Here is a 20,682-nt window from a genome sequence, read left to right on the forward strand (position 1 = left end):
ATAATACCTTTTTCTTCCGCTGAACCTAGTTCTTTTGGCACTTAAATAAAATAGTACTGTGCTCCACCGGTGTTCTTTGGAATCTTTTTGTTTTAGCAAGCATCGGAACCCACAAAATGGTTTCATCGGAAGCAGCAACGACAGGCCAGCTGTCTCTTTGTTCTTTTGGTACTTTTTCGTCGATAAATAAACGGTTTAATTTCTTTCTGCCTGTCATTCCCGCTATATGGAGTTTTTCTCCCTGTTTTCTTGACCGGACCAGCACCGGCAGCCTCAGCTCCGACTCTGCTATGCAGAACACATCATTCCGCTCCGGATCAACCGTGCCATCATAACGGCCGGCCGTAATTGTCCACTCGTTAAAAGAGACGCTTCCCGGCACCTCTAAAAGTTTTGGGGCTTCTACCTGCACTAATGGGGCTTCCGTGCTGGCTTGAAGGTGAAATGTGCATGTATCATATGTCCGCTTAACCAACACTCCACCTGCCCAATTAACAATAAAAGACGAGGCTGGTTTATAGAGAAGCGAAAGCAGCTGTTCTATATGTATAGTAGAAACGGCCGTGTGTTGATTTTTGCAAAGATAAGTTAATAGTAGAGGAATAACCCTTCTTTGTAAAGCCAAATGAAGGGCTTTCCAACCACTTATAGAAAACGTCAAAGAATGTTCATTTTGGTCGAGAATCAGCCCGCGGGCTTCTTTTTCTGCTGCCTCTTTAATAAACAGCCTTTCTGTCGAGATCCATTCATTTAAGGTTTGAAAATGCTCCCGGGCTTCTTTGTTTTCATGAAGAACAGCCGGCAGGGCATGGTGTCTGATGCGGTTTCGTGCGTAGGCATTCGAATTATTGCTTTTGTCTTCCTTAAAAGGAATCGAATGTTGTTCACAATAAGCATAGATAGATTCCTTGCTTACTTCAAGCATAGGCCTGATAATTCTTCCGGATTCCTGATTACGGGAAGCGGATATGCCGACTTCTTCCCACAGCGCTCGGCCCGACGTCATCCGCAGAAGCATTGTTTCTATTTGATCATCGCCGTGATGACCCGTGGCCAGAACATTTGCTCCGCATTGTTTCATCACTTTTTCCAAAAATTGATACCGCAGCAGCCGTGCCTGTTCCTGTACTCCTTTTCCTTGATCAGATAAATATTCTTTTACAGGGAGCTCTTCAGTATAAAAAGAAAGAGAGCGTCTTGCGCAGAAGGCTTCCACCATTTCTTTTTCTACTGCTGCTTCGTCTGGACGAAGGCCGTGATCAGCATGTGCCGCCGATACCGAAATCTGCAGGGAATCCGCAAGTTCGCTGAGTACATAAAGAAGCGCCATAGAATCCGCCCCGCCCGATACAGCAGCTACTAAGTGATCGCCTTTCTGAAGCAGAGAGTGTTTTTTGATAAACGCTTCAATTTTCTGTTTCATAGCGCTGTCCTACTCCTTTTCCAATTGAAAATAAGGAAAGGGCAAATACAAGCCCTGCCGCTATTGCTCCAGCCTGCATAAAAGTCTGAACCCCCTGCTCCAGTCCTCTAATATGATTTTCTTCTACAAAAGCGAGCATGGTGGAATAGGCTCTGCCTCCCGGCACCAGCGGAATGATACCCGGAATGGTAAACATTGTAACCGGGACCTTTTTCCATATAGCCAGCCAGTGAGCAGCAAAAGCAGCTACAAAGGCTGCCGCTGCCGCTGCAAACACCGGACTCATGCCTAATTCCGGAAGCGTACTGTAAACAATCCATGCAGCCACTCCTGCAGCGCCTCCCCACCAGAGCAGCCGGAGAGGTATATTAAATATTACTCCAAAAGCTACCGTGGCGATAAAACATATCAGCCATTCCATAACAATCATTTTCTTTTCCTCCAGACCCTGCTACATATAAAAGATAGAAAGCGCAAGAGCTACCCCCGCTGCAATAGATAAAGAGGTAACCATAGCTTCTGATCCGCGGGCTACGCCGGCTACGAGGTCTCCTGACATTAAATCACGGACAGCGTTTGTCAGAGGGACACCTGGTACAAGCGGGATCAACGAGCCTATAATAACCTGATTTAATTCTGTGCCAAATCCTCCATTAACCATAATCAAAGCCATGATGCCGCCGGTTAAAGCAGCCGCAAATTCCGCGAAGAATTTCACTTTCAGTACTCTTTGTATAAGAACCAGCGTGATCGTCGTAGCGGTTCCTCCAATAAACGCTGGAAGCATATCAAAATAACTGCCTCCGACCAGATAAGAGAAAGCACCGCCGCCGATACCGGAAGCAAGGTAAATGAACCAAAGCGGATAATGCATCGGAGCATCTTTTATTGCTTTCAAACGTTCCTGTGTTTCATCCAAGGTAATATCCCCGTATGTGAATTCTCTGGCGAGCTGATTGACTTCCGTCACTTTCCCCAGATCCTGGTATCGTTCTTTAATTCGAATCATCTGCATACTGTCGTAATCTTCTTCTGTTTTAAAAGAAAGGAATATACCAGTTGTGGTGACAAAGCTGTGGACATTATTCATTCCGGCTGCTTTCGCCATTCTTACCATTGTATCTTCCACTCTATATGTTTCTGCTCCATAGCGGAGCAGGAGCCTGCCGCTCAGAAGACAGATGTCCATTGTTTTCTTCCCACGAACCACGTTATTCCCTCCATCTGTTCCTTATTTTCTTGAAATAAACTATACCTTATATATAAGCTGATGAATATACATTTAAAACACATTGGATACAAAAAAAACCGCACCTTTAACTGGCACAGTTTTATTATCAACAGACATTCTTTTATAGAGAATATCCTTCATATTATATTTGGTAGCGGCGGAGGGAATCGAACCCCCGACCTCACGGGTATGAACCGTACGCTCTAGCCAGCTGAGCTACACCGCCAAATTAGCAACATCCGTAATTATAAACAATGCATCAGGCCGCGTCAACACTTTTCTTTCCTGCACTTCCTAAAGACATTAAAAACCATGCCGGTTTTTAACATGCAGATCCGGCATGGTTTTTTATTTTCGTGAATGCTTCCCCCGTTTGTTATCTGTCTGCTTCCTTAGGGAGGATAAACGCTCTTCACTGTCTTTCATGAAATTATTCATTTTATCTTCAAATGACAGGGGCCTGGGTTTACTGCTGCCAGCAGATCCGCTGCGCCGGCTGTTATCTTTAGGACGGGCATTCGAAGGACGAACCGGTTTTGGCCGGCTTTCGGGCGGACGGTCCACAGCCTTGCGGATGGACAGGCTGATTTTTCCGCTTTCTTCTACCTTCATGACTTTTACAGTAACTTCATCTCCAACATTAACAAAGTCTTTAATATTGTCCACGTATTTATCTGCTACTTCACTAATATGAACGAGTCCGGTTTTCCCGTCCGCCAGTTCAACAAACGCACCAAAATGAGTAATGCCCGATATTCTGCCCTTTACTTTATCGCCTGGTTCTATGGCCATGTAGAAATTGCTCCCCTTCAAATGTTGATAAAAACAGTAAAGCTGTCAGCTTCTTCTTTAAAACAGCGTCCTACGTTTACATTGTAAGAAAAGGTTATACTGCCTGAAGATATCTTTTATTCAGCAGATTCTTCCGGCATTTTGTACAGCGTTTCGTTTTGTTTTGTAAAGTAATAGTCGCTTCTTGCTACTTCTGCAATGTAATCCAGGTCATGATAATTTTCTATGTCCTGCCTCAACTGCTCTTCCTCGGCCTGCATTTCCGTGTACTGCTTTTCTAAATTTGTTCTTTCTGTTTCCTTGGCATGAAGCGTCTGCCACTGTGTGATAAGAATAACAGCCAGTACTACAGCAATAATGGAGCCCGTGACGGCCATTGCTGTTAAGCGGCGCCGGAGTCCTTTTTTCCGCTTTGATTGAATAGCATCCTGAAGCTGTTGTTCCCGTTCCTGCTGACGGACATATGACTTGTTAATTTCTGTTACTTTCCTACTGTTAGAACCCAAGACCTTCATCCCTCCTTCTGTTACTATTTTTATATATTATATTAGCAGTGAGCTATATATTTTTCAGAACTGTTATACAATAACCAATTACTATCATCATAACGAAGGAGGAGGGGTCTTTCAATATAAAATTGTATAAATTATGCAATTTTCTTTTTATTAGCTGCCCGGTGTCTCTTCTTTTAGAATAGTATACATATTTTCTGCAGCTTCTTTTTTGGTTGTATCTTTAATTTCATCAACCGAAAAGGTAATCGTTTTGCTGGCGAAGCGGATAGACACTTCATCACCGGGCTTTACTTCCGTTCCTGCCTTAGCCTGATGCCCGTTCACTTTAATCCTTCCCTGCGCCGCCACTTCTTTAGCCAGCGTTCTCCGCTTAATCAATCGGGATACTTTTAGAAATTTATCTATTCTCATTATTATACTCTCCCTTATTTTCCGTTCTCCGTCCCATACCGCTGCTCAAATTTCCGATTAGCTGTATGAAGCGATTCTTCCGGGTGAAGCTTATGATGGTTAGCTATATTCACAAGCACAAAAAGCACGCTGCCAAACGCCTCTTTCTGCTGTTCTTTATCCGTACCCTGAAGTGCTTCTTTCCACTCCTGCAATTCTGCCTCAACCATTTCCCAGAGAAGCGGCTCTTCCTTCAATGGCCTTCCATGCTTTGCGGCCTGCTTTTGAAGTTCGGCCGTCCTCATCAATGCTGGAAAAGAAGCGGGAACGTCCAGGTTGTCTGTTTCTCTGTCCGAGCCCGCGCGCTCCGCCTGCTTAATTTTTTCCCAGTTCCGGTTTACTTCTTCACTTGTTTCTGCCTGAATATCTCCAAAAACATGAGGATGGCGGCGGATCATTTTTTCATTAAGCGTTCCTACAATATCCTCTATGGAAAAAAATCCTTCCTCTTCTGCAATACGCGCATGAAGCATAACCTGCAGAAGCACATCGCCCAGTTCTTCCTGAAGATGCTCATCATCCTCTTCATCTACAGCATCAATCACTTCGTACGCCTCTTCAATCAAGTACCGTTTTAATGAGGCATGCGTCTGCTTTTGATCCCATGGGCATCCACCCGGCCCGCGGAGGATACTGATAATTTCTTTTAACTTCCCAAATTCACGGTATAAAAGAGCCTCTTCTTTTACCGGCGGCACGTAAAGCGCTGTTAAATTGCTGAGCCCGGCGCGGCGGTCCAGTTCAAACAGCGGAAACGATTCCAGTTTTTCCTCTGATGTGCCTGCAGCCGTAACGAGCGTCACCTCATAATCGTCCGGATATTTTTCCATTAAAGTGAGCTTTGTATTAGAGGCACTCATCTGGTCATATACCTGTGAAATGAGTATGTGCTGAGTCAGCATAAGCTGCTCCGGTACAAGAGCTGTTGCATCCAGCAGTTGAAAACCATCATTGGGATCCACCCGGAGTGCCGAAAAGGCAGGATCCAGAAAGCTCTGGCCTCCCTGAATACGAAGCTGTATGGTGCCCTTTTTTTCTTCTTCTATTAAACGCTGCACCGTCTCTTCGGCAACAAGCGGATGACCTGGAACAGCATAAATAAATGCCTCTTCTTCTACCTCAAGCAGCTTTTCTACAATCTCGGCATATACATTTCCAAATTGATTATTTGCTTCATAAATATGGTCAAAACTTTGAAAGGCAATACCCTCTTCCTCGAGCATCGCAACAGCCGGATGCTCTTTCGTCCGCAGGTATATATGTTCAGCCCCGCGCAGCTGTTTATACACGCCAAAACTCATCTGATCGGCCTCTCCGGCTCCGAGGCCGATAATCGTAATATATTTCATGCTATTGGTTTCCCCTCTTTCGTAATGACTGTAGTTTTTTTATTCCTGGAAGCATTTTTTGCTCTTCTTTTGTAATAACCTGCATCACCGCCGTGAGGAATAAAAATAACACACCTCCTGCAGCACAGGTTATCAACGTGAAGCCGGCAGCCAGCAGCCGGTTTTCCCCATGCATAAGCTCTTCTCCGGCAGTCATTAGAAAATAAAGAAACAGGCTCATGCCGGCGAGTGCCACTGATGCTTTTCCAAGCCAGCTTGTCGAAAAGACGTCGATCATGCTTTTTCGGTAAATCCAGTATATGTTAACGGCAGCCGTTACCCCCAGACCGGCTACTGTCCCTATGGCAGCTCCATGTGTTTCCAGTAAGGGTATTAACAGCATATTGCAGATAAGCTTCACTAAAAATCCTGCCGCAAGCGAAATAGCGGGAATTCTAAAAAAACCGTTTCCCTGCAGAACAGCAGCTGAAATCATTACCGTTCCACTCATAACCAGAGCCGCAGACAAGGTGCGCAGCACACCGGTTCCATTGTCATTAGTAAACAGCATAATATTAATCGGCTCCGCTAAAATAATCATCCCGCCTGCAGCGGCGGCCCCCATTAAAAAGCTGACTTTCATCATGAGGGAGGCGTAATAACGGGCGGCATCAGCTTTTCCTTTTATTCTTTCTTCCTGAAGAAGCGGAACCAGCACCATGGCAAAAGAGGAGGCAATAACCGTACCAAACTGAAGCAGAGGCTGGCCCCGGTCGAAGACTCCTTTTGCTATCATCGCTTCTTCTCCAACTGCTCCGTTCATCTGCAGCAGCCGGACTACCGTAAACGCATCGATCATTTGATACAAAATAAACAAAAGCGATCCGAGGCATACAACAAGTCCCTGCGTGAGAAGCACTTTCGTATGCTCCGGCATTCTATGTACTGCTTTTTTGTGCGACATCGGCTGAAGCCCGGTTTTTTTTCTGTTTTTACCCAATAACCAGATCAGCACCAGCACGCTTACGGCACTGCCCAATACCGAACCTGCCGAGGCTCCTTCACCGGCATCATATGCTCCATTGCCAAACGTTACAGCCAGCCAGGCAAATACCAAAATGCCCGCCACTCTGATAAATTTTTCGGCCACATGCGAATAAGCAGTAGGTTCCATTTGATTTATTCCCTGAAAGTACCCTCTCACCACAGAAAGAACCGGCACCGTCAGTAGAACGTAAGACATGGTCCTGAGCGACCCCGCAAGTTCGGCGTCCCCCATAAACAAAGCAATAGTCTCTGCGCCGGTGTAAAACAATACAAAAAGAACAGTAAAAAGCAGGGACAGAATATAAAAAGCCGACCAGGCTGTCTCTTTTGCTTCCTGCATTCCATTATCCACTCTTGCATCAACGATCATTTTAGAAATAATCACCGGAAATCCGTACATAGCTATGACCATCGCGGCTCCGTATAAAGGGTATACCTGCTGATACACGTAATATCCCAGGTCTCCTGTCATATTTTGATAAGGAACTCTATATAATGAACTCAGCACTTTTCCTATAACAGCGGCCCCGGATATAAACAAAGCACCTGCCCATATTTTCCGGCCCGGGCTCTTTTCTTCCATTGCATTCGCTCCTTTTCCGTTCCCAGTATAGCATACGGCGCCCCTGTATCTTCTGCTGCCGTCATAAAAAAAGCCTCTGCTCTTCAGCAGAGGCCTTCTATTTATTTCATGATGGCTTCGTCTTCTTTTTTCGTATGAGGAAGCTGTTTGAGCAGCTCTTCAAGCACGTTCAGGAAAGACTTTCCGCCCAGGCGGTCCATGTAAACGGCCAGCTTTATCTTGGCACCGTTCGTGCCTATGCCAATTGCTTTTCCATATTCATTTACCACTTCAAATAACTTGGCTCCATCAACCTGCCGGCTGACCTCTTCGGTAACGAGCAGGTTGATTTTTCTGCCTTCCTGCGTAATCGCCTCCGCCCCTTCTTTTGCTGCAAGAAGCTTAATGCGGGATACGGCAAATAAATCCTCTGTTTCTCTTGGATAATCCCCAAACCGGTCGATCATCTCGTCCTGTAGATCCTGCAGGTCTTCCGGCGTTTCGATGCCCTTGAAACGCTTGTACATTTCAATTTTCTGCTTGGAATCATTGATATAGCTTTCTGGAATGTAGGCGTCTACTTTTACATCCATTTCAATTTCAGGCGGCTTTGGTTTAGGTGCACCCGATCTCCGCTCATCAATCGCCTCTTTTAGCATTTGTGAATATAAATCAAATCCTACCGACTCAATGTAGCCATGCTGCTGGGAGCCAAGCAGGTTTCCTGCACCGCGGATAGAAAGATCACGCATCGCGATTTTAAACCCGGAACCAAGTTCTGTGAACTCTTTAATGGACTGCAGGCGCTTTTCAGCTACCTCTGTCAGCACTTTATCCCGCTGATACGTAAAATAGGCGTAGGCCACCCGGTTGGAGCGTCCGACACGGCCCCGGATCTGATAGAGCTGGGACAGACCCATCCGGTCAGCATCTGAAATAATCAGCGTATTAACGTTTGGAATATCCACTCCTGTTTCAATAATAGTCGTCGTTACAAGCACATCCTTGTTTCCTTCTAAAAAGTCGATCATAACCGATTCCAGTTCCTGTTCATTCATCTGCCCGTGCGCATAAGCGACTTCCGCTTCCGGCACCAGCATGGAAATCTGCTCTGCTACCCGGCTGATATTCTCTACTCTGTTATGAAGGAAATACACCTGGCCGCCGCGGCTTAATTCCCGTTCTACCGCTTCTTTTACCAGCCCCGCGTTGTATTCCAGCACATACGTCTGTACAGGAAAACGATTTTCCGGCGGCGTTTCAATAAGGGAAAGATCACGTACGCCAAGCATCGACATATGCAGCGTTCTCGGGATCGGGGTAGCCGTAAGCGTCAGCACATCGACATTAGCTTTTAACTGTTTAATTTTTTCTTTGTGCGTTACGCCGAAACGCTGTTCTTCATCGACGATAAGAAGGCCGAGATCTTTAAAGACAACGTCTTTGGAAAGAACGCGGTGCGTACCAATAATCATATCCACGCCGCCTTCTTTCAGCGATTTCAAGGCTTCCGTCTGCTGTTTTCTTGTCCGGAAACGGCTTAAGAGGCCTATATTAATCGGATGTTCAGCAAATCGCTCTGCAATCGTTTCATAGTGCTGCTGCGCGAGTATAGTCGTAGGTACTAAAAGTGCCACCTGTTTCCCATCAGCAATGGCTTTGAATGCAGCCCGGATGGCTACTTCTGTTTTTCCATAGCCTACGTCCCCGCATAGAAGCCGGTCCATCGGACGCTCGCGCTCCATATCTTCCTTGATTTCCTGGATAGCTTTTACCTGGTCTTCGGTTTCCTGGTAAGGGAAGGATGTAGCAAACAGCGTTTCTTCCTTTTCGCTTGGGGAAAATGCATGACCTTTTGAGGCTTCTCTTTCCGCATACAGCTTGATCAGGTCATCTGCAATGTCTTCAACAGAAGACTGGACTTTGCGTTTTACTTTTTTCCAGTCACTGCCGCCGAGCGCATAAATTTTTGGATTTTTATCTTCTGCGCCTACATATTTCTGCACCTGGTCAATTTGTTCAACAGGAACATACAGTTTGTCATTGCCGGCGTATGATACATTCAAATAATCTTTATGAATGCCTCCTACTTCCAGCGTTTCAATGCCAAGATATTTTCCAATACCGTGATTCACATGAACGACAAGATCACCGATTTTTAAATCGGAATAACTTTTAATTCTTTCTGCGTTGGAAAGCTTCTGCCTTTTTTTGTGGCGGTTTACTTTTTTAGTGAATGTTTCCTGCTCTGTAATAATCGCTATTTTCTCTGCGGGCAGCTCAAAACCGCTGCTCAGCTGGCCGATTACAACGGAAGCCCGTTCTGTCGAAAAAGGCCCGTCGAATCCGCTTCGGTCTGTATCAACTTCATAGTCGGATAAAATATTCTGCAGACGCTGGGCCCGGTCTTCATCACTGGCTAAGAAAACGACTTGATAATCTGCTTTGACCCAGCGGTCCACCTCTGTTTTCAATGCCGGCATTTGACCGTGAAACGGCTGCATCGGCTTGCAGGAGATGCTCGTGGTCGAGCTTGGCTGGGAAGACGGCAGTGATCGTAAAAATAAAGAAAAATGAATCCGCGGCCATTTTTTCTCTGTAAAGAGTTGATCGAAAGGCAGGGATAAAGAAAGATCGAGCGGCAGCTCTCCCTGCTCCAGCACTGCCGTTTTCCATTCAGCTTCTTCCTCATCCAATCGTTCTGCCATTTCCTGAACCCGGCTGATTTCATCCATAAATACGATCGTCTCTTCCGGAAAATAAGACAGCAGCGTAGCCGGCTTTTCGTAAAAATATTCCGTATATTTATAAATGCCCTGAAACCGGCTTCCCTGCTCCAGCTGTTCTTTTTCATAAGAAAGATGTTCATGAAGCTTGTCTTTTACTTCATTATTTTTCACGGTTTGAATAGCTTTCTGCATACCCGTTTCCAGACGGGACGCTGCTTTTTCAAAATGGTGGGCATAAAGAATGGTTTCCTCTGCGGGACCTATCGTGATTTCCTGAATTTGATTCAGGGAACGCTGATCTTCGGCATGAAAATAGCGCAGAGAATCTACCTCGGTATCAAACAGCTCAATACGTACCGGGTAATCCTCTGTCAAAGAATAGGTGTCAATAATGCCCCCGCGCACGCTGAATTCACCGGGTGCGGACACCATGGTAGTCCGCTGATACCCAAGAGAAATAAGTCTGGCAATAAAGGAATCTATGTTTAAATCTTCTCCGGGACGAAGGGAAATACTTGCTTCCTGCCACACGTCCACCGGCGGAAGCAGCCGCTTGGCTCCCGACACCGGCACAATGACAACGCCTGTAAAGGTGCTTGAAGCAAGCTTGTTGAGTATATCAATCCGCTGTGCTCTCATTTCCGGACTGGCTGTAGCAATCTCAGAGGAAATCAGTTCATTTACAGGATATAAATAAACATCTGTGTTCATGAGCTCCAGTAAATCGTCGTATATCTTTTGGGCCTGCAGCAGAGTGTGCGTAATAATCAGCTGTGGGTAGTCAACGGACTGCTTAATATAAGACATAGCAAAAGCCCGGGCTGAACCACTCAGCCCGGCTACAAGCTGTTCGCCGGCCCCATCTTTAATTCCTTTAACTACCTTCTGCATTTCTTCATTTCCTGCGAGGGCATTAATTAATCCCTTCATAACATGTTTATCCTCCTTGTTTCGAACCCTGGTTCTGTATCGGCTGATGCATATTATTATTTATAGTTTACAATGTTTCCCGGAGCGTTAACAGCCGGCAGGCTTCAGGCTTTTTGATTAAATGTATTCATTACTTCGTTAAATGTATTAGACATCCAGGCTTCGGCTGCTTTAGCCGCCTGTTCGGATGCTTCCTGAACTCTATCTTTTTCGTCCGGAGCAAAGCGGCCGAGAACATGGTTCACAACGGAAACGCCCGGAGCCGGCCTGCCTACTCCGATGCGGACACGATTAAACTCTTTAGTACCTAAGTGATCAATAATAGAGCGGATGCCGTTATGGCCTCCGTGGCCTCCTTTTTGACGGAGACGGATCGTGCCGGGTTCGAGGTCAAGGTCATCATAAAGCACAACCAGATTTTCCGGCGGTACATCATAATAATTCATCATAGGCGCAATTGCTTCTCCTGATAAATTCATATACGTCAGCGGTTTTATAAGAATAATTTTCTCCCCGTTGGCAATGGTTTCGCAGGAAAGGAATAATTTTTTGTTTTTCACCCACTGAAGACCTAGACGGTCGGCCAGCTTGTCTACTGCATCAAATCCAATATTATGTCTTGTCTGATCGTATGTTTTGCCTGGATTCCCCAGACCGGCTATGATTTTCATCGTTGAATTCTTCCTTTCAATTCTGCGTCCAGAAAAGCGCAGACAGCGGCTAAGTTCTCTTAAACGCTGTCTGCACCTTTCTTATTAAAACAAGTGGTAAAAAGGCATAACCTGTGACGGTTATACCTTTTTACTGCTGCTTATTATTCGGATTTCTTCTCTTCATCTGTTCCTTCGGAATCGTCGCTCTCTTCACCGATTACTTCCGGCTCCTGCTCTTCATCGTCTTCCTCAGGCTCTTCTTCGATATCCGGCATTACTACTGTAACAACTGTTTCTGTCGGCTCATTGATAATTTCAAATTTGCCGGATGTCTGCACATCTTCCACAGAAATAGAGTCACCGATGTTAAGCTCGGATATATCAACAGTGATTTCTTCAGGAATGTCAGCTGGCAGTGCACTTACTGTCAAAGTGAACAATAGGTTTGATACAACGCCGCCGTCTTTTTCTCCTGGTGCTTCTCCAACAAGATTAACGGAAACTTCTGCTTCCATTTCAGATTTCATATCGACTGCAAAGAAGTCAATGTGAAGAATCTGATCCTTGATGCGGTCAATTTGCACGTCATGTGCAATAACCTGATGTTTCTTTCCGCCTTCTACTTCTAGATCGATGATACCGTTACGTCCTACTTCACGAATAGTTTTTATAAAACCAACACTATGCACTGAAACTGCTGTGCTTTCGGTTGTCTTTCCGTAAAGAACGGCCGGTACCTGCCCGTTGCGGCGCAATGATTTGTTCTCAGAAGTTCTGAGATCCGTGCGCTTCTCGGCTTTTAGTACTGTAGCCATGCTTCTTTCACCTCATTTAGATTGTCTTCGCAGGGGTTAATATTTTTTACCCACTTGAGACGAGATTATACCAGTCTTTTTTAGAAAAAGCAAGTCCCTGCCCGCAGGATACTTATTCAAATAATGTGCTGACAGATGCATGTTCGTGGACGCGTATAATCGCTTCACCCATTAATGGAGCAACTGACAGCTGTGTAATTTTATCAATTTTCTTTTCTTCCGGAAGAACGATAGTATTTGTTACCACAAGTTCTTTTATCTGCGAATTCTCAATACGCTCAATAGCCGGTCCGGATAATACAGGATGCGTGCTGCATGCATAAACTTCTTTAGCTCCTGCTTCGATCAGCGCATCTGCAGCCAGCGTCATCGTTCCCGCTGTATCAATAATATCATCAATAATAATAGCTGTTTTTCCCTGGACTTCCCCTACAATATTCATTACTTCAGAGACGTTCGGCTTTGGACGGCGCTTATCGATAATAGCAATCGGTGCTTTCATTCGATCTGCCATTTTTCTGGCGCGTACTACGCCGCCGTGGTCAGGCGATACGATCACAACATCTTCAAGGCCTTTCTGCTCGAAATGATGGGAAAGAATCGGCTCTCCAAGCAGCTGATCGACCGGAATATCAAAGAAACCCTGAATTTGGGTAGCGTGAAGATCCACACTCAATACGCGCGTAGCGCCGGCTGTTTCAAGAAGGTTTGCTACCAGCTTCGAGGTAATAGGTTCTCTTGAACGCGCCTTGCGATCCTGGCGCGCATATCCATAATATGGAATGACAACATTTATCGTATGCGCAGAAGCACGCTTCATTGCATCAATCATAATAAGCAGTTCCATAAGATGCTCGTTAGCCGGGTCAGAGGTAGATTGAACAAGGAAAACATCGCATCCACGGATGCTTTCTTCAATATTCATCTGCACTTCTCCGTCGCTGAAGCGCTTAACAGAGCTTTTCCCCATCGGCACCCCTATTTTTCTGCTGATTTCTTCAGCAAGAGCGGGGTTGGAATTTAAGGTAAAAAGCTTTAAATATGGATCTTCATAGGTTGGCATTAGTAAATTTCCCTCCGTTAACATTTTAAAATCCAGGCCTGTGCTGCTTATTTTATATAATTTTCTTTGTTTGTCTGACGGGAACGAGCTATTGAAAGAGACTGGCTCGGCACATCTTCGGTAATAGTGGAACCGGCTGCTATAACCGCATTCTCACCGATGGTAACAGGTGCTATTAAGTTGGCGTTGCAGCCTACAAAAGCCCCATCTTGCACTTTCGTCAAATATTTCTTTTTCCCATCGTAATTGACAGTAATGGAGCCACAGCCAAGGTTTACTCCGCTTCCGATTTCCGCGTCGCCAATGTAACTTAAATGCGAAGCTTTGCTTCCTTTACCGAACGAGGCTTTCTTCACTTCCACGAAGTTGCCTACTTTCACCTCGTCTGCAAGAACAGAGGCTGGGCGGATGTGCGCAAATGGACCGATATTGACACTGCTTCCCACTTCACTTTCGGACACCACAGAATGTCTGATTACCGTTTCGCTGCCTACAGCGCTGTCGGATATTTCTGTGTGGGGCCCGATTGTACATTTGCTTCCAATGGTTACATGGCCATTTAGGATCGTTCCTGGGTACAGCACGGTGTCTCTTCCGATGACAGCGTCTGCTGAAACATAGGTTTGTGCATCATCAATAAATGTAACTCCCTGGCGCATCCAGTAGGTATTAATTCTACGCTTCATGGTCTGCTCTGCTTCCGCCAGGGCAACTCGGTCATTCACACCGAGAGTTTCCGAGAAATCCGGTGTCTGCCAGGCAGATACGACTTCCCCTTCTTCTTTCAATATACCGATTACATCAGGAAGGTAATATTCCCCCTGCACGTTATCATTGCCCACCTGTTTTAGGACGCGGAACAGCGTTTCGTTATCAAAGCAGTACGTTCCGGTATTGATTTCTCCAATTGCAAGCTCTGCTTTCGAAGCGTCTTTTTGTTCTACGACGCGCAGTACATTTCCAGTTTCCTCTTCCCGAACGACACGGCCGTACCCGGACGGATTTTCTGTAGCGGCTGTTAATACGGTCGCTTTTGCGCCTGTTTCCTGATGATGGGCAAACAACGCTTCCATCGTTTCAGAGCTGATTAACGGAGTATCTCCGCAAAGCACAATCGTTACGCCCTCTTTATTGCCCAGCAGCTCTTCTGCCTGCATAACAGCATGGCCTGTGCCCAGCTGCTCTTCCTGCAGCACATAAGACGAACGGTTTCCAAGATGCTCTTTCACCATTTCCGCTCCGTGACCGGTTACCGTAACGATGTTTTCTGTGCCCGTTTCGGCTACCTGGTCTACTACATGTTCTACCATTGGTTTTCCGCAGACAGGATGCAGCACTTTATATAATTCCGATTTCATCCGTGTTCCTTTTCCGGCAGCTAAAATAACAGCATAGCGTTTATTCATTATTCATCCTCCAAGTATCCGATTTTCCATAACGAATATATCCTAAAAGGCGCTTTATTTCAAGACAGGCGGAGAAAGTCTCATTATTCTGTAATGCTTTCTCTGCCTTATTCCCTGATGATTACGTACAAAAAACGACCCTGCCTGCTGCAGAGCCGTACATTACTTCAATAAGTATACCATGTTACAGCGGGGTCTGGGCTTCTTTTTCCCACTCCGTTGAATCAATTTCTTTTTGGCGGCTGTACTCCTGCAGGACCGCCTGCTGTATTTTTTCCCGTGCCCCTGTAGAAATCGGGTGGGCAATATCCCTGAATTCTCCATCGGGAGTACGTTTGCTTGGCATTGCTACAAAATAGCCATTGTTGCCGTCTATGACCCGTATATCATGGATCACAAATTCCCCATCCAGTGTTATAGATGCAATAGCGCGCATGCGCCCCTCTGTTTTCACACAGCGAAGCCTCACATCGGTTACTTCCATCTGCTCCACCCCCTTTTTGTTTAAGATGTATATCAGCTACATTCAACAAAAGAAAAGAGAGTCCTTCTAAAAAAATTAAATTTTTAGAAAATGATGGTAAAAAAGCCCTCTTTCTTTTAACAAGAAAGAGGGCGAAGGCATTGTTTCACTGTTTATTCAGGCATTAACTAACGCAATAACTTCTATTTCGATCAGTACATCTTTAGGGAGCCTCGCTACTTCTACACAGGAGCGTGCAGGCTGATGTTCACTAAAGTACTCTCCGTACACTTCATTAATCAAAGGAAATTCGTCCATATTTTTAATAAATACCGTCGCTTTTACAACCGTATCCAGAGAAGCACCGGCTTCGGCCAGAACCGCCTGCAGATTTTTAAACACCTGATGCGTCTGCTCCTGCACGTTTCCTTCCAGCAGTTCTCCGTCTGCCTGAAGCGGGATCTGTCCGGAGCTGTAAAATAAATTGTTCACAATAATTCCCTGCGAATACGGCCCGATAGCTTCGGGAGCATTTTTTGTAAATACTTTCTTCATGTATTATTCCTCCATTTTTAATTTATTCATAATATTGCCGGGCTCTGCTTTTACCTGCTTCTGCTGATTGTTTACATCCGCCAGCCTTGCAATGGAAACATAATCATCAACAAGACGCTCTTCTACGTCTTCTGCTTCTACAAGCACGCCGATGCCGACGACCTCTGCTTTAAATTCACTTAACAGATCCATCATGCCCCGGGCAGTTCCGCCCGCTTTCATGAAATCATCTACAATTAGAACCCGGGCGCCTTCCTGAAGGCTCCGCCTGGCCAGAGACATCGTCTGTATACGCTTAGCTGATCCGGACACATAGTTAATACTTACCATAGAGCCTTCCGTCACCCGGTGGTCGCGCCTTACTACACTTACCGGCACGTTTAAATGGGAAGCAATGGCATAAGCAAGAGGAATCCCTTTCATTGCTACTGTCATCACGGAGTCAATTTTCTGTCCTGCAAATACTGTAGCAAACAGGCGCCCGATTTCTTTCATAAGCTGGGGCTTTCCGAGAATATCCATCATATACAAATATCCGCCCGGAAGAAGGCGCTCTTTATCCTCAAGTTTTTCGCAAATATTCTGTACCAGTTCAGCTGCTTCCGCACCCTGAATTTTTGGTATGTATTTCACTCCGCCGCTCGCTCCGGCTACTGTGAGCAGGGAACCAATCCCCTGTTCTTCAAATACCTCTTTGACAATGGTCAAGTCTTCGCTGATAGAAGACTTGGCTGAATCATACCGATCTGAAAAATAACTTAGTGATACGAGCTGGTGAGGGTGTTCTTTTAAGAAATGTGTCATATCTACAAGCCGTCCGCTTCGTTTCCATTTTTTCATGTAAACCTCCGTATCAAATCCGAATATTATACCCAAAATATATCATTAATATACGGATTTAATCAAGCCTATTCCTCATGACGAATCATCCGTACTGCATAAACCTGGTCGCAGAACCCTCTAAGGGCATTATATACACGGTGCACCTTGGCTTCCTTTTCAATCAGGCCAAACACAGTCGGTCCGCTCCCGCTCATTAATGCGGCGTCCGCACCTGAATCAAGCATCCGTTCTTTAATCCGTGTAACCTCGGGATACATGGGCAGCGTCACTTCTTCAAGCACGTTGTTTAAGTTGGCACACACATCGGTAAAGCTTCCGGCTTCAAGCGCTTTTACAATAGCAGGGCTCGCAGGCTTTCGTTTTTTCCCCGCGTCTACTTTTTTATAAATGTCTCCTGTTGATACACCAATAGGCGGTTTTGCTAAAATCACCCAGCACGGAGGAGGTGCCGGCAGGAGCCTGATTTTTTCACCCCGGCCTGTAGCCAGTGCCGTCCCCCCGTAAACACAAAATGCCACATCAGAACCGATTTCTGCAGCATAAACGGCAAGTTCTTCTATAGAGAGACCCAGCCCCCACATTTCATTGGCACCTTTAAGCGCAGCAGCTGCATCACTGCTGCCTCCTGCAAGTCCCGCCGCTACGGGAATATATTTATGTATATAAATATGAAGACCGCTTTTTACCTTATACTTTTTCTGCAGAAGCCGCGCCGCCTGATAAGCAAAATTCCGGTGATCCACAGGAAGAAAGCCTTCAGACATTTCTACGGTAATTTTACCGTCGGTACGCAGCGTAAAATCCAGACGATCTGCTAAATCCACTTGGGCCATAACCATTTCCACTTCATGAAACCCGTCTTCGCGCTTATGAAGCACATCCAGGCTCAAGTTAATTTTCGCAGGTGCTTTAATTGATCGTTTCACCTAACATTCTCCTTCTCTGTCTTCAGCCGCTGATAGCAGCCTTTGCATCTGCCGCATCATTATCTCTGTATATTTTAGTTGAAAACATCCTGTATGTACAGTTTACGCCCGCAGAAGATCAGGCAGGACTTTTTTGAGGCCGGAATTATTTTTATGTACAAAAAAAAGGCTCTGACAGAAAAATCTTTTCTGCCGGGGCCTTTTGGTACGCACCTTATTATAAGGAGACGCACTTTTCATTCATATGTGGTGAAGGCTGCAATTACATTTTTTCAACTAATACTTCTTCTTCTGGAAGAAAAAGCTGAACGGTTTTCGTGAGTACATCTGTGTAACTGTAAGAAATTCTTTCCACGTGATGCTTTTCCTTGTCAAGCTTCACAATAAAAACAGAAGGATATGTTTCTTCCAGAAAACCGGATCGTTCAATCGTTTTCTTTCTTCCTCCATTAGCAATAACCGTGACTTTTTTACCGACCTTTGCATCTAGCGACTCTTTAATTTCTACCAGTGTTTTTCCCATTGTCTAAGATCCACCTCACTCATACAATAGTGTATCACCAGTGAACGATTATGTCAAGTAAATTTATGATTATATCAAGGATGGCTGGAGCATGTCAACGATTTAATTTGAAGAATTAAAAAGAAGAAAATACAGCTTCATTCTGCAGGTTAAAACGCGGCTCGTGCCCTCTATTCCGCTTTTTCCTGCATGTTCTTCCACATTGGATACATCCGGTTGCTCAATAGGGCAAACTCTTCTATAGAGAGTGTTTCTGCCCGTCTGATGGGATCAATATCAATTTCGGAAAAAAGATTCTGAAGCTCTTCCTTATACGTTTTGTTCATCACGCTGTTCTGTACATTATTCCAAAGCGTCTTCCGGCGCTGGGTAAATGCCCCGCGCACCAGTGTGAAAAAGAAAGCTTCATCCCTTACTTCCACCGGTGGTTCGCTGCGCACGTCCAGCCGGAGGATGGCAGAATCCACATTAGGTTTTGGCATAAATACCGTTCTTGGTACTACGAGTTCCTGCGTGACCTCTGCATAATACTGGGCCGCGATGGAAAGGGATCCATACGCTTTGGAGCCCGGGGAGGCTGCTATCCGCTCAGCCACTTCCTTTTGGATCATAATAACAATCCGGTCCACCGGCAGCTTTTGTTCCAGCAGCCCCATTAAAATAGGAGTGGTAACATAATACGGCAGATTGCCGACTACGGCTGTTTTTCCGGACATACGGAGCTCTTCCAGCAGTGGACGCAGGTCAGCCTGAAGAATATCCTGATGATGTACAGTTACATGAGGATAGGGTTTTAACGTATCAGCTAAAATGGGCAGCAGACGGCGGTCAATTTCGAATGCTTCGACCCGGCCGGCCGCTTTTGCAAGCTGTTCTGTAAGTGCGCCAATCCCCGGCCCGATTTCTATGACTGCATCCTCTTCACCCATTCCCGAAGCCTTTACAATATGCTGCAGGATATTTGTGTCTATTAAGAAGTTCTGGCCGAGACTCTTCTTAAAAGAGAAGCCGTACTTTTCCAGTATTTCTTTTGTTCGTGTAGGTGTGGCAATATCTTTAGACACCTCGATCTTCCTCCTCTAATACTTCCTTCATTGCTTTGGCGAATTCTTCTTTCCGGATCTGAAAAATGACCAGCCTCTTTTGAAATTGTTTTCCATTCGCATAGCCGATTTTTAATTTTTCTCCCATTTTCTCCCGCCGTCTTTTCGCATCAGGACCGGCAAGAAGCCCGGCTGCAATAAGGTCTCCATGTGAAATATCCGTTTCCGGCCGGCTGCTTCCGTAGTCCTCCCGCACAGCAGAGAGCGCCGCCTGAATATCTTCCGGAGAAGCATGTTCAATGCCGAGGCTGCCTTTAAATTTGGAGGCTGCCATTGTTTTTGTAATAAAGGCATGTTTACAGCCGGGAACACGTTCACTTACGATACGCCGGATTCGTTCTCCCGGCGTATCCGGATCCGTAAAAATGATGACGCCGCGACGTTCATTTGCCAGCTCTATACGCTGCAGAACGGATTCTCCAATCGCGGAGCCGTTTGTTTCAATGGTGTCAGCTTCAACCGCTCGTTTTACAGCAGCTGTATCATCTTTTCCTTCCACGACAATACATTCTTTGATACGAAGCATTTATTTGTCTTCCAATCGAAACAGGCGTCTGGCATTAGCTGTAGTCCGGGCATAAAACGCTTCAGGCTCCATCCCTTTAAGCTCAGCGATTTTATCTGCGATAAGCGTGACATAGGATGGCTCATTTCGCTTGCCCCGGTAAGGGTGCGGCGCCAGAAACGGGCAGTCTGTTTCTATTAGAATCCGGTCCATCGGTACGCCTGCCGCTACTTCTTTTGGCAATTTGGCGTTTTTGAACGTTACCGGTCCTCCAAAGGAAATATAAAAATTCATCTCCAGACATTTGGCGGCCATTTCTGCATCGCCTCCGAAGCAGTGCATAATGCCGCCGGTTTTTTCTGCCTGTTCTTCCTGCAGCACCGCCACGACATCTTCATGAGCTTCGCGGTCGTGAATTACAATCGGAAGATTTACTTTCTGGGCGAGACGGATCTGCTTTCGAAATACTTCTTTTTGAATGTCTGCCGGCGATTTATCCCAATGATAATCCAATCCCATTTCACCAAGGGCAATCACTTTAGGATGGGAAGCAAGCTCTTCAATCCAGCGCAGATCCTCCTCTGTCATATCTATAGCATCTACCGGGTGCCAGCCGACGGTCGCATAAATAAATTCATAGGTTTCTGCGAGTTCAATCGCCCTTCTAATAGTGGGACGATCGAAACCAATTACATTCATCCATTCTACGCCGGCTTTTTTTGCGCGTTCTATCACTTCTTCTACATCTTCATCAAATTGTTCTACATTTAAATGCACGTGAGTATCAAACAGCATACGTGTATCCTCCTTATAAAAAAGG

General features: G+C 45.6%; 21 protein-coding genes and 1 tRNA gene. All 22 read right to left on the bottom strand.

The annotated features are described in order from the left end of the window. Positions 1-25: 25 nt before the first annotated feature. The 22 genes from tilS to ATL39_RS00175 all read right to left on the bottom strand — a co-directional run bounded on the left by tilS (position 26) and on the right by ATL39_RS00175 (position 20,657). The gene (gene tilS, locus ATL39_RS00070; protein ID WP_120191245.1) at positions 26-1,423 is read right to left on the bottom strand and encodes a tRNA lysidine(34) synthetase TilS; all 1,398 of its coding nucleotides are present in this window, start codon (positions 1,421-1,423) and stop codon (positions 26-28) included. Next, positions 1,407-1,853, bottom strand: coding sequence for a threonine/serine exporter family protein (locus tag ATL39_RS00075; RefSeq protein ID WP_253076121.1), 447 nt, complete (start codon positions 1,851-1,853; stop codon positions 1,407-1,409). The genes tilS and ATL39_RS00075 overlap by 17 nt, the downstream gene beginning before the upstream one ends. 21 nt (positions 1,854-1,874) lie before the next feature. After that, positions 1,875-2,633: a threonine/serine exporter family protein gene (locus ATL39_RS00080; RefSeq protein ID WP_245960883.1), complete on the bottom strand. Its 759-nt coding sequence runs from the start codon at positions 2,631-2,633 to the stop codon at positions 1,875-1,877. A 170-nt stretch (positions 2,634-2,803) separates the two neighbouring features. Continuing rightward, positions 2,804-2,880 (bottom strand) — tRNA-Met (locus ATL39_RS00085). Positions 2,881-3,002: 122 nt separating this feature from the next. Next, positions 3,003-3,446, bottom strand: coding sequence for a S1 domain-containing RNA-binding protein (locus ATL39_RS00090; protein ID WP_120191246.1), 444 nt, complete (start codon positions 3,444-3,446; stop codon positions 3,003-3,005). A gap of 116 nt (positions 3,447-3,562) precedes the next feature. Then, positions 3,563-3,952, bottom strand: a complete 390-nt coding sequence (locus ATL39_RS00095) for an FtsB family cell division protein (protein WP_170146783.1) — start codon at positions 3,950-3,952, stop codon at positions 3,563-3,565. A 159-nt stretch (positions 3,953-4,111) separates the two neighbouring features. Then, positions 4,112-4,372 (bottom strand): RNA-binding S4 domain-containing protein, encoded by a 261-nt coding sequence (locus ATL39_RS00100; RefSeq protein ID WP_120191248.1) that lies wholly within the window; start codon positions 4,370-4,372, stop codon positions 4,112-4,114. Positions 4,373-4,386: 14 nt separating this feature from the next. Further along, positions 4,387-5,760, bottom strand: coding sequence for a bifunctional methyltransferase/pyrophosphohydrolase YabN (gene yabN, locus ATL39_RS00105; RefSeq protein ID WP_120191249.1), 1,374 nt, complete (start codon positions 5,758-5,760; stop codon positions 4,387-4,389). A gap of 1 nt (position 5,761) precedes the next feature. Next, positions 5,762-7,369, bottom strand: a complete 1,608-nt coding sequence (locus ATL39_RS00110; protein WP_120191250.1) for a putative polysaccharide biosynthesis protein — start codon at positions 7,367-7,369, stop codon at positions 5,762-5,764. 101 nt (positions 7,370-7,470) lie between these two features. After that, positions 7,471-11,007: a transcription-repair coupling factor gene (mfd, locus tag ATL39_RS00115; protein ID WP_120191251.1), complete on the bottom strand. Its 3,537-nt coding sequence runs from the start codon at positions 11,005-11,007 to the stop codon at positions 7,471-7,473. A gap of 104 nt (positions 11,008-11,111) precedes the next feature. Then, a complete protein-coding gene (gene pth / locus ATL39_RS00120; protein WP_120191252.1) occupies positions 11,112-11,678 on the bottom strand; it encodes an aminoacyl-tRNA hydrolase in 567 nt (188 codons plus the stop codon). Between the two features lie 143 nt (positions 11,679-11,821). After that, positions 11,822-12,475, bottom strand: coding sequence for a 50S ribosomal protein L25/general stress protein Ctc (locus ATL39_RS00125; RefSeq protein WP_120191253.1), 654 nt, complete (start codon positions 12,473-12,475; stop codon positions 11,822-11,824). Positions 12,476-12,587: 112 nt separating this feature from the next. Further along, positions 12,588-13,538: a ribose-phosphate diphosphokinase gene (locus ATL39_RS00130; protein ID WP_120191254.1), complete on the bottom strand. Its 951-nt coding sequence runs from the start codon at positions 13,536-13,538 to the stop codon at positions 12,588-12,590. Positions 13,539-13,585: 47 nt separating this feature from the next. Then, positions 13,586-14,944 carry a bifunctional UDP-N-acetylglucosamine diphosphorylase/glucosamine-1-phosphate N-acetyltransferase GlmU gene (gene glmU, locus ATL39_RS00135; RefSeq protein ID WP_120191255.1) on the bottom strand — a complete coding sequence of 453 codons (1,359 nt, stop codon included), beginning with the start codon at positions 14,942-14,944 and terminating at the stop codon, positions 13,586-13,588. 184 nt (positions 14,945-15,128) lie between these two features. After that, positions 15,129-15,428: a septation regulator SpoVG gene (spoVG, locus tag ATL39_RS00140; RefSeq protein ID WP_120191256.1), complete on the bottom strand. Its 300-nt coding sequence runs from the start codon at positions 15,426-15,428 to the stop codon at positions 15,129-15,131. A gap of 156 nt (positions 15,429-15,584) precedes the next feature. Further along, positions 15,585-15,962 (bottom strand): RidA family protein, encoded by a 378-nt coding sequence (locus ATL39_RS00145; RefSeq protein ID WP_120191257.1) that lies wholly within the window; start codon positions 15,960-15,962, stop codon positions 15,585-15,587. 3 nt (positions 15,963-15,965) lie between these two features. Continuing rightward, a complete protein-coding gene (gene purR, locus ATL39_RS00150; protein ID WP_120191258.1) occupies positions 15,966-16,802 on the bottom strand; it encodes a pur operon repressor in 837 nt (278 codons plus the stop codon). A 68-nt stretch (positions 16,803-16,870) separates the two neighbouring features. Beyond that, a complete protein-coding gene (gene ispE, locus ATL39_RS00155; RefSeq protein WP_120191259.1) occupies positions 16,871-17,731 on the bottom strand; it encodes a 4-(cytidine 5'-diphospho)-2-C-methyl-D-erythritol kinase in 861 nt (286 codons plus the stop codon). 262 nt (positions 17,732-17,993) lie between these two features. Beyond that, a complete protein-coding gene (locus ATL39_RS00160; protein WP_120191260.1) occupies positions 17,994-18,254 on the bottom strand; it encodes a Veg family protein in 261 nt (86 codons plus the stop codon). A 170-nt stretch (positions 18,255-18,424) separates the two neighbouring features. Beyond that, positions 18,425-19,318 (bottom strand): 16S rRNA (adenine(1518)-N(6)/adenine(1519)-N(6))-dimethyltransferase RsmA, encoded by an 894-nt coding sequence (gene rsmA / locus ATL39_RS00165; RefSeq protein WP_120191261.1) that lies wholly within the window; start codon positions 19,316-19,318, stop codon positions 18,425-18,427. Further along, positions 19,311-19,883 carry a ribonuclease M5 gene (gene rnmV / locus ATL39_RS00170; protein ID WP_120191262.1) on the bottom strand — a complete coding sequence of 191 codons (573 nt, stop codon included), beginning with the start codon at positions 19,881-19,883 and terminating at the stop codon, positions 19,311-19,313. Before rnmV ends, rsmA begins: the two co-directional genes overlap by 8 nt. Next, a complete protein-coding gene (locus tag ATL39_RS00175) occupies positions 19,884-20,657 on the bottom strand; it encodes a TatD family hydrolase (RefSeq protein WP_120191263.1) in 774 nt (257 codons plus the stop codon). Positions 20,658-20,682 lie beyond the last annotated feature (25 nt).

Source organism: Sinobaca qinghaiensis (genome assembly GCF_003610495.1).
In the GTDB taxonomy this organism is placed as follows: Bacteria; Bacillota; Bacilli; order Bacillales; family Marinococcaceae; genus Sinobaca; species Sinobaca qinghaiensis.